The 10,110-nt window shown below is 72.8% G+C and carries 5 protein-coding genes; 1 reads left to right on the forward strand and 4 read right to left on the reverse strand.

Annotated features, from left to right (window positions below):
• The 4 genes from BN12_RS20275 to glgX form a co-directional block, all read right to left on the reverse strand.
• Positions 1 to 2,328, reverse strand: a 2,328-nt coding sequence (locus BN12_RS20275) for an AAA family ATPase (RefSeq protein WP_048555298.1), incomplete at its 3' end; no start/stop codon positions are given.
• A gap of 155 nt (positions 2,329 to 2,483) precedes the next feature.
• Entirely contained in the window at positions 2,484 to 4,346 is a 1,863-nt protein-coding gene (locus BN12_RS20280; RefSeq protein WP_157635590.1) for a malto-oligosyltrehalose trehalohydrolase, read from the reverse strand.
• Positions 4,343 to 6,769, reverse strand: coding sequence for a malto-oligosyltrehalose synthase (gene treY, locus BN12_RS20285; protein WP_327152678.1), 2,427 nt, complete (start codon positions 6,767 to 6,769; stop codon positions 4,343 to 4,345). The genes BN12_RS20280 and treY overlap by 4 nt, the downstream gene beginning before the upstream one ends.
• A gap of 35 nt (positions 6,770 to 6,804) precedes the next feature.
• Entirely contained in the window at positions 6,805 to 8,976 is a 2,172-nt protein-coding gene (gene glgX, locus BN12_RS20290; protein WP_048555302.1) for a glycogen debranching protein GlgX, read from the reverse strand.
• 187 nt (positions 8,977 to 9,163) lie between these two features.
• On the opposite strand from glgX, the gene fabG reads away from it, so the two are divergent.
• Positions 9,164 to 9,919 (forward strand): 3-oxoacyl-ACP reductase FabG, encoded by a 756-nt coding sequence (fabG, locus tag BN12_RS20295; protein ID WP_048555304.1) that lies wholly within the window; start codon positions 9,164 to 9,166, stop codon positions 9,917 to 9,919.
• Positions 9,920 to 10,110: the final 191 nt, after the last annotated feature.

Here is a 10,110-nt window from a genome sequence, read left to right on the forward strand (position 1 = left end):
CCGCCCGCCCCGGGCGAATGCCGTGGCCGCCTGCGCCGCCGCGTCCGCCGCGGCCACCCGGTCGCCGAGCTCCTCCAGCCGGGCGGAGGCTTCGAGGAGGGCCTTCCCGTCGTCCGCGGCCAGTCCCCGCGCATGGAGCAGGACCGCCGGTGCCCGGGGTCCGGCGAGGCTCGGGGCGAGCTCCTCGACACGAGGGGCCGCCTCGACGTCGCCGAGTCGGAGGGCCACGTGGAGTGCGGTGAGCTCGCGCGCCGGCTGGCCGCGCGTCCTCGCCAGCTCCGCGGCCCTCCTCGCGTGCGCGACTCCCACGCTCGTCGCGCCGGAACACGCGGCCACCCACGCCTGCGCGAGGAGCTCCTCGGGCTCGAGGAGGGCGTGGGCGGGATGCCGCACCCGCATCAGGCGGGGCACCGCCGCCGCCGCGGTGTCGCGCTCGCCGAGCAGGGCCGAGGCCGTGACATAGGGGATCGTCGCCTGGAGCACCCACCCCGAGTCGTCATGGCCCTCGAGACCGGCGATCGCCTCCGCGGCATACCGGCGGCTCTCCCGCACGCGGCCCGCCGCCAGCGCGGCGATCGACCGGAGCACGGCCACCGTGAGCCGCGGGACCGGCAGTCCCTCGTCCACGTCGTCGTCGACGCGACGGACGAGCGCCTCGGCCTCCGCGACGTACCCGGACAGGACGAGACCGAGAAGGAAGTAGTTCGCGAAGCCGATCCGGGGCTGACCGAGGTTGAACGCCTCCCCGGCGGCGACGTAGGCCGCCGTCGCGGCGTCCCGGTGGTCGCTGAGCCGGCCCGTCGCGCCCCGGGCGGCGGTCTCGGCCCACGCGGCGCACAGCCGCGCCATCGGGCCGGACAGGCCCTCCGACCGGGCCCGTTCGGCGCGGGCCATCCCGTCGGCGACGCGGCCGGTGCAGACCTCGAAGAGGCCGAGCATGGCCGACAGCCACCGGCCGAGCTCCGGGTCGGGACACCGGCCGAGCTCCTCCTCGACGAGCCCCATCGCGAGCTCGGTGGCCCGCCGGTACCAGAAGAGGTGCGCCGCGCGGCTCATGACGACGAGGACGTGGTCCTCCGGCGGCAGGTCGGCGGCGCACAGCTCCTCGAGGACCGACTGTGCCTCCTCGGTCCGCAGGTTGAACGACAGGCTGTATGCGAGCGCCAGCCGGGCCTCGGAGCTGCCCCCGGCCGACAGGGCGGCGCCGGCGAGCCGCTCGGCGAGCGACCAGTCGAGGAGCTGGATCGCCGTCATCGCGGCAGCCGTCAGCAGTTCCGGGTCGGGCGGCAGGTCCGACTCCATCGCGAGCATCGCCCGGCGCAGCACCGCGCGCGAGGTCCCGTCCGGGTGCCAGGCGGCGACGACCCGGGCCCGGAGCCGTCGGGCGGTGAAGGCGCCGATACGCGCCCGCCGCACCTCCGCATACAGCGGATGAGCCGCCGTGGCATCCGCCGCGCTGTCCGGCACCGCGACGAGCCCCGCGGCCTCCGCCGCCTCGACCTGCTCCGGCGAACAGACCCCTGCGAGCACGCGGACCGGCAGCGGCCCGGCGACGGCCAGTGCGTCGAGCACCTCGACGACCGGTGCACCGAACCGCTCGACGCGCTGGCCGACGAGATCGATGAGTGCCGGCGACGGGCGGAACCTCCCGTCCCAGCGCCACCGTCCCCCGTCCCGGCGCAGTCGCCCCGCGGCCCGCTCGCCGTCGATGACGAGCCTGAGCATGAGGACGTTCCCCCGGGAGATGGCCACGAGGCGGTCGACGACGTCAGGGGCGACCTCCTCCCCGAGCAGGGCTTCGGCGAGCCGGCCCACCTCGGCGTCGGACAGCGGCTGGAGATCCAGTCGCGGGACGAGGCTCTGGCTCCACAGGCCCGACACCGCGTCCGGGGACGGCTCCCCCGAGCGCACCGTGGCGAGCACGGCGGCACGGTCCTGGAGGACGAGCTGGAGCAGCAGCACGGACGACAGGTCGTCGAGTTGATGGGCGTCGTCGACGCAGACGAGGACGTCGCCCTCCGCCTCGTCGCCGAGCAGGTTCATCGTCGCTCGCCGCAGGAGCTGCGCCGGATTCCCGGCGACGTCGCCGACGAGCCCCGCGAACGCGCCGAGCGGGATGCCGGCGCCGGTCTGCGTGCCGCTGGCCCAGCGGACGGTGCCGCCGAGGGTCCGGTGGCGCGCGGCATACTCGCGGGCCAGCCGCGTCTTGCCGACGCCCGCCGATCCGGCGATGACGACCCCCCGCGAGGCATCCGCCCGCGCGAGGGTCTCGGCGATGAATGCGAGCTCCTCGTCCCGTCCTACGAGGGGGTCCGGCCACGCGGCCACAACGGGATCGTAGACCCGCGGCAGCCGCAATGAGCCCGAACCGGGGCCCATGCACCATTCGGGGGTTTGGCGCTCACGCCCCGATCGGGAGCTGTGCACCACACCCAGCCGGCGCTCACGCCCCGATCGGGAGCTGTGCACCACCTCGAGGCGGGTCAGCTGCGGAGCCGGACGACGGCGGCGTCGTGTCCCTCGAGGCTCAGGCGCCCCTCGGCGACGGACGCCGAACCGCTCCAGGAGAGGACGACGTCGGATGCCGTCGCCTCCGGTGGGAGCGGGGCCTCGGCGGGGCGGTCGGCGAGGTTCACCACGGTCGCGAACGCCCCTCGACGCATGACGAGCCACCCGGCGGCGTCGTGGTGGACGCGCACCCCCGCGAGATCACCGGAGGAGAGGTCCGGCTCCCGATGCCGCAGGTCGATGAGCGCGGCATACCACCGCCACATCCGCGCATGGGCAGGCTCGTGCCGCTCCTCCCAGCGCAGCACCGACCGTGCGCGGGTCCGCGGGTCCTGCGGGTCGGGGATGTCCTCGGACCTCCAGCCGTGCGAGGCGAACTCCTCGCGACGCCCAGCGCTGACCGCCGCGGCCAGCTCGGGCTCCTCGAAGTCGGTGAAGAACTGGAACGGCGTCGAGGCGCCCCACTCCTCCCCCATGAAGACGAGCGGTGTGTAGGCCGACGTGAGGTAGAGCGCCGCGCCGATCGCCTGCTGCCCCGGGGTGACCGAGGCGGTGATCCGGTCGCCGAGGGCCCGGTTGCCCACCTGGTCGTGCGTCTGGAGGTATGCGAGGAGGCGGCGCCCGTCGAACCCGTCGACCTCGACGGGTCGGCCCCAGTCCCGGCCGCGGAACGAGGAGTACGTCCCGTCGTGGTGGAAGCCCTTCGTGAGGACCTTCGCGAGGGCGCCCGGGTCGGCGAAGTCGGCGTAGTAGCCGCTCGTCTCTCCGGTGAGGGCGACGTGGAGGGCGTGGTGGACGTCGTCGTCCCATTGGGCCGTCATCCCGAGACCGCCCTGCGCCGTCGACGTCACCATCCGCGTGTCGTTGAGGTCGCTCTCGGCGACGAGGTCGAGCGGGCGGCCGAGCCGAGCGGCGAGCGCGGCCACCTCGTCGGAGAGCTCGGCGAGGATGTGGCGTCCGGAGTCGTCGCGCAGCTCGTGGACGGCGTCGAGGCGCAGCGCGTCGACGCCGAACTCACGGAACCACCGGAGCGCGGCCTCGATGACGAACCGCCGCACCTCGACGCTCCCGGCGGCGTCGAAGTTCACCGCCGGACCCCACGGCGTCGTGTGCTCCTCGGTGAAGTACGGCCCGAACCGCGACAGGTAGTTCCCGCTCGGGCCGAGGTGGTTGTAGACGACGTCGAGGCATACCCCGATGCCGTGCCGGTGGCAGGCGTCGACGAACCGCCGGAGGGCGTCCGGGCCGTCAGGCGCCTCGGCACCGCCGGGCACCTCTCGACCATCGGGCATCTCGATACTGCCCGTCCCGGTGGAGGCGTAGGAGTCGTCGACCGCCCACAGGCCGACACCGTCGTACCCCCAGTTCCACCGTCCGGGGAAGGCGGCGACGGGCATGAGCTCGACGACGTCGATGCCGAGGTCGCGAAGGACGGGGATCCTCCCGATCGCGGCGTCCAGCGTTCCCGCCTCGGTGAACGTCCCGAGGTGGAGCTCGTAGAAGACCCCGCCGAGAACGCCGGTGCCGCCCTGCGGCCCACGCCACGGTGGGTCGGCCTCACCGGCGCCGACGACCCGGCCGGGGTCGGCGAACCAGCGGCTCGGTCCGTGGACCCCCTCCGGCTGGTATGCCGACCGCGGGTCGGGCAGGGGCGGCCCCGTGCCGTCGAGGACGAAGGCGTAGTCGAGGTCGCTCGTGTCCGGCCGGACGCCCGGCGCACCGGGCCAGGACCACCAACCGCCGCTCTCGGAGACCATCGGGTACCGGCGACGTGCCTCCCCCACCGGTCCGACCTCGATCTCCATCGTCCCCGCCCGAGGAGCCCACACCCGGATCACGGATCGTGCCTCACGAGGACGGCGACCGGGAGCGTCTCGAGCAGCGTCGCGAGGGACAGGCCGCCCTCCCCGGAGACGTGGACCTGGCCGGTGAGGAGGTTCTCCCAACGACCCGACGGGACGGCGACGGTATGCGACCCCCACCCGCCGGCTCGCTCGAGCGCGACCGACAGACGCGTCGCGACGGCGACGACGGCCGGCCCCGACGCGTCGCCGCGGGAGAAGGCGAGGGCGTGCTCGCTGCTCGCCGGCACCGCGGCATACGTCGCCTCCTCGCCGGTGAACCACTCGGGGTGGGCGCGCCGCAGCCGGAGGATGCGCGAGGTCACGAGCAGCTTCTCGTCGGAGAGGTCCGCCGGCGGCGAACCCGCGTCGAGCCGAGCCAGCCGGGCGGCGCGCTCGGCGTAGTCGACGGGTCGGCGGTTGTCGGGGTCGACGAGCGACAGGTCGACGAGCTCGGTGCCCTGGTAGACGTCCGGCACGCCAGGCATGAGCAGCTGGATCGCCTTCTGCCCCAACGTGTTCACCCGGGCCGGCTCCGAGGTGAGGAGGACCCACGAGGCGATGTGGTCGTGGACGACGAGGTCCGCCATGAGGCCGTCGACGAGCCGCCCGACGGCGGACTCGTACGTCTCGTCGGGGTCGGTCCAGGTCGTGCGGGCCTTGCTCTCCCGAACCGCCTTCTCGACGTACCCCGCGAACCGCTCCGGCGAGATGGGCCAGGCCCCGACGAGGCTCTGCCAGACGAGGTACTCCGTCGCGCCGTCGACACCCCGGCGCCGGTGGGAGGCGCCGAGCTCGCGGGCACGCTCCATCCACGAGCGCCACTCCTCCGGCAGCTCGGAGAGGACGGAGAGCCGCGCCCGCACGTCCTCCGAGCGCTTCGTGTCGTGGGTCGACCCGGCCGTCATCGTCGTCGGCGACGTCGCGAGGACGTGGGCGCAGAACGCGTGCAGCTCCCCCGGCGGCATCCCGATCCGCCCGGGGTCGCCGCCGACCTCGTTGAGCCCGGTGAGCCTCGCATACCGGTAGAAGGCGGTGTCCTCGATGCCCTTGGCCATGACCGGGCCGCACGTCTGCTGGAAGCGGACGATGACGTCGGCGATGTCGGGGTCGGTCGTCGACGCACCAGCGGGCAGGGAGACCCCGGCGAGGACGCCGATGACGGTGTGCAGGGCGGGGAAGTCGTCGCGGGCGAGGTTCGTGCGCGCCCGCCGCGCCGCGTCGCGCAGGACACCGACCGCCGTCGGGTCCGGCTCCTCGCCGGGGACGACGTAGGCGCGGTAGCGGTCCATCGCGATGAGCAGCTCCCCGACGGCGAGTCGGACCTCGTCGAGGTCGTGCCCGTGCAGGATCCGGTCGAGGTCCCGGGTGAGCCGCCCGACCTCGGCGGGCAGCACGTCCTGGACGACCTGCGCCTTGGCCTCGACGAGGAGATCCTCCAGCGGCGTGAGGTCGTTGCTCTGCTCGTGCCACAGCCGGGTGAGCGGCTCCTCCCCGGCCGGGTCGACGAAGACCTGCTGCACTCGCAGGAGCGCGTCGTAGCCCGTCGTCCCGGCGCACCGCCACGAGGGCTGGAGGGTCTCCTCCCCCTCGAGGATCTTCTCGACGACGACCCAGGCGTTGCCCGTGCGGTCGGCGAGTCGGTCGAGATAGCCCCGCGGGTCGGCGAGCCCGTCGGGGTGGTCGATCCGGAAGCCGTCGACGGTCCCGCCGGCGTGGAGGGACAGCAGCAGCTCGTGGGTGGCGTCGAAGACGTCGGGGTCCTCGACGCGGATCGCGATGAGGCTCGTCACGTCGAAGAAGCGCCGATAGTTCAGGCGGGTCCGCGCCTCCCGCCAGGAGGTGAGGCGGTAGTGCTGGGCATCGAGCAGCTCCGGCAGCGGCAGACCCTCCGTTCCTGCGGCGACCGGCAGCTCGTGGTCGAAGTACCGCACGACCGTCTCGTCGGCGCCCGGACCGCCGTCCGCGCCCAGGGTGATCTCCCCCGCCTCGATCGCCTCCGCCGGCTCGGACCCGAGGAGCGGCATGAGGATCCGGCCGTCCTCGGCGTCCCAGTCGACGTCGAACCAGTGCGCGTATGCCGACTCCCTCCCCTCCCGCAGGACGGCCCAGAGCGGGGCGTTGAGGTGCTCGGGGACCGGAACCGCCATGTGGTTGGGGACGACGTCGACGACGATGCCGAGACCCGCCTCGTGGGCGTGCGTCGCGAGGCGGTCGAGGGCGTCCCGGCCGCCGGCGTCGGGCGAGACGACACGGTGGTCGACGACGTCGTACCCGTGGACCGATCCGGGGACCGCCCGCAGCACCGGCGACAGGTAGACGACCCCGACCCCGAGCGCGGCCAGCTGCTCGACCACCTCCGCCGCCGCGTCGAAGCCGAAGCCCTCGTGGACCTGCAGCCGGTAGGTGCTCGTCGGCACGGACCGTCCCGGACCGGGCCGCCGCGGCATCCGGCTCACGTCACCGGCGCCGCGGCCACCCCGGCCGGGGGACCCGTCGGCGCCTCGCGGGGGCAGCGGAGGACGACGACGCTGCGGGAGTGGACGGTGATGAGCTCGCCCGGCTTGTGCTCCGTCGGCTCGACGAGCTCCGCGGCCGTGTCGACCTCGGGGAACCACTGGGTTCCATAGGACGCGTCGGGCAGGACGAAGTCGAGCTCGTCGGAGCTCGCGTTGAAGATGACGAGGAAGTTGTCGTCGACGATCTTCTGCCCCCGCTCGCCGGGCTCGGGGATGGCCGAGCCGTTGAGGAACACCATGACCGAGCGGGCCAGCCCGTTGGCCCACGCGTCGTCGTCCATGTGGTCGCCGTTCGGCTGGAACCAGCCGATCTCCCAGATCGAGGACTCGCCGCCGTGGTCGGCCTGCCCGGCGAAGAACCGGCGCCGCCGGAACACGGGGTGGTTGCGCCGCAGCGCGACGAGGTGCTGGGTGAACTCCAGGAGCCGACGCTCGTCGTCGGACAGGGCCCAGTCCACCCAGGTGATCTCGTTGTCCTGGCAGTAGCCGTTGTTGTTGCCCCGCTGCGTGCGGGACAGCTCGTCCCCGTGGGCGATCATCGGGACCCCCTGCGAGAGGAGCAGCGTCGTCAGCATGTTCCGCTGCTGGCGCAGCCGGAGGGCGTTGACCTCCTTGTCGTCGGTCGGCCCCTCGGCGCCGCAGTTCCACGACCGGTTGTGGCTCTCCCCGTCGCGGTTGCCCTCGCCGTTGGCCTCGTTGTGCTTCTCGTTGTAGGAGACCAGGTCTCGCATCGTGAAGCCGTCGTGGGCGACGACGAAGTTGATGGAGGCGATGGGCTTGCGGCTGCTGTGCTCGTAGAGGTCGGAGGAGCCGGCGATCCGGGACGCGAACTCGCCGAGCGTCGACGGCTCGCCACGCCAGAAGTCGCGGACCGTGTCCCGGAACTTGCCGTTCCACTCGGTCCACAGCGGCGGGAAGTTGCCGACCTGGTAGCCGCCGTCGCCGACGTCCCACGGCTCGGCGATGAGCTTGACCTGGCTGACGACCGGGTCCTGCTGGACGAGGTCGAAGAAGGCCGACAGCCGGTCCACCTCGTGGAACTGGCGGGCCAGCGTCGCGGCGAGGTCGAACCGGAACCCGTCGACGTGCATGTCCGTCACCCAGTAGCGCAGCGAGTCCATGATGAGCTGGAGGACGTGCGGGCTGCGCATGAGCAGGCTGTTGCCGGTGCCCGTCGTGTCGTAGTAGTGGGACGGGTCGTCGTTCACCAGCCGGTAGTAGTTCGCGTTGTCGAGGCCGCGGAAGCACAGCGTCGGGCCGAGGTGGTTCCCCTCGGCCGTGTGGTTGTAGACGACGTCGAGGATCACCTCGATGTCCGCCGCGTGGAGCGCCTTGACCATCCCCTTGAACTCGGCGACCTGCTCACCGGTCGTGCCGTATGCGGCATACCCGCTGTGGGGGGCGAAGAACCCGATCGTGTTGTAGCCCCAGTAGTTGCGCAGCCCGCGGTCGAGCAGGTGGAAGTCGTGGACGAACTGGTGGACCGGCATGAGCTCGATGGCGGTGATGCCCAGCTGCTGGAGGTGCTCGATGCACGCGGGGTGGGCGATCCCGGCATACGTCCCCCGGATCTCCTTCGGGATGTCCGGGTGGAGCTCGGTGAGTCCCTTGACGTGCGCCTCGTAGATGACGCTCTCGTGGTACTGGTGACGCGGCGCGCGGTCCTGGCCCCAGTCGAAGAACGGGTTGATGACGACGGACAGGAGGGTGTGCCCGAGGCTGTCGAGGCCGTTGCGCTTCGTGCTCGTGCCCGCGTCGGGGTCGTCGAAGTCGTAGGAGAACAGCGACGGGTCGCCGGTCATCTCCCCGTCGACGGCCTTGGCGTACGGGTCGAGGAGCAGCTTGTCCGGGTCGCAGCGGTGGCCGGACGCCGGGTCGTACGGGCCGTGGACGCGGAAGCCGTACCGCTGCCCCGGCTGGACCCCCGGGAGGTAGGCGTGCCACACGTGCCCGTCGACCTCGGGCAGCTCGAGGCGCTCCTCGGTGTCATCGGGCCCGATGAGGCACAGCTCGACCTTCTCGGCGACCTCGGAGAAGACCGCGAAGTTCGTCCCGGTTCCGTCGTACGTCGCCCCGAGGGGGTAAGGGTTGCCTGGCCAGATCTCCATGCGAACTTTCCGGTATGTCCCCGACACGCCGTGCCGGGATGGGGCAGGAGCGTCGGTGGTCCTGTGGGTATGCGTCCTGTCTCACTCCCCGCGTCGCGAGGCCGGAGGGCCTCACTACAGTGGCGGAGCAGAACCCTTAGAACCTATCCGACGCAGCCCCTCGACACCTTCCCGGAGGACATCACCCATGAGCACATCCCGTGTTGCCGTCGTCACCGGAGCGGCCCGCGGCATCGGCGCCGCGACCGCCCTGCGCCTCGCCCGGGACGGCCACGCGGTCGCGGTCCTCGACCTCGACGAGTCGGCGTGCGCCGGCACGGTGTCGGCCGTCGAGGAGGCCGGCGGGAAGGCCATCGGGGTGGGCGTCGACGTCTCGCGGTCCGACCAGGTCACCGCCGCCGTCGAGCGGGTCGCCGCCGAGCTCGGCGCCCCGACGATCCTCGTCAACAACGCTGGGATCATCCGTGACAACCTCCTGTTCAAGATGACCGAGGAGGACTGGGACGCCGTCCTCGGGGTCCATCTCCGGGGGGCCTTCCTCATGTCGAAGGCGTGCCAGACCTTCATGACGCAGGAGAATTTCGGGCGCATCGTCAACCTCTCCTCCTCCTCGGCCCTCGGCAACCGGGGCCAGGCGAACTACTCGGCGGCCAAGGCGGGCATGCAGGGCTTCACGAAGACCCTCGCCATCGAGCTCGGGAGGTTCGGCGTGACGGCCAACGCCGTCGCGCCGGGCTTCATCCAGACCGACATGACGGCCGCGACGGCCGAGCGGGTCGGCGTCCCCTTCGAGGACTTCATCGCCGGCGCCGCGCAGCAGATCCCCGTCGGGCGCGTCGGCCAGCCCGACGACATCGCCGCGACGATTTCCTTCCTGTGCTCCGAGGAGGCCGGTTTCGTGTCCGGCCAGGTCATCTACGTCGCCGGCGGACCGCTTGACTGACCCCTTCCCCGACCTTCCCGAGCCCGACGACCCCCGGGACCTGCCCCCGTCGCCGGGCCCGGTGCAACCGAGCTCAGGGCCGGGTCCCGCCGGGCCAGGCGCGGGTCCTGCCACGCCAGAGGCGGGTCCCGCCGGGCCTGGGGCGGACCCCGCCGGGCCAGAGGCGCCTCCCGCCGGGGGGGGGGCGGGGG

The sequence above is a fragment of the Nostocoides japonicum T1-X7 genome (assembly GCF_001046855.1).
Taxonomy (GTDB): domain Bacteria; phylum Actinomycetota; class Actinomycetes; order Actinomycetales; family Dermatophilaceae; genus Nostocoides; species Nostocoides japonicum.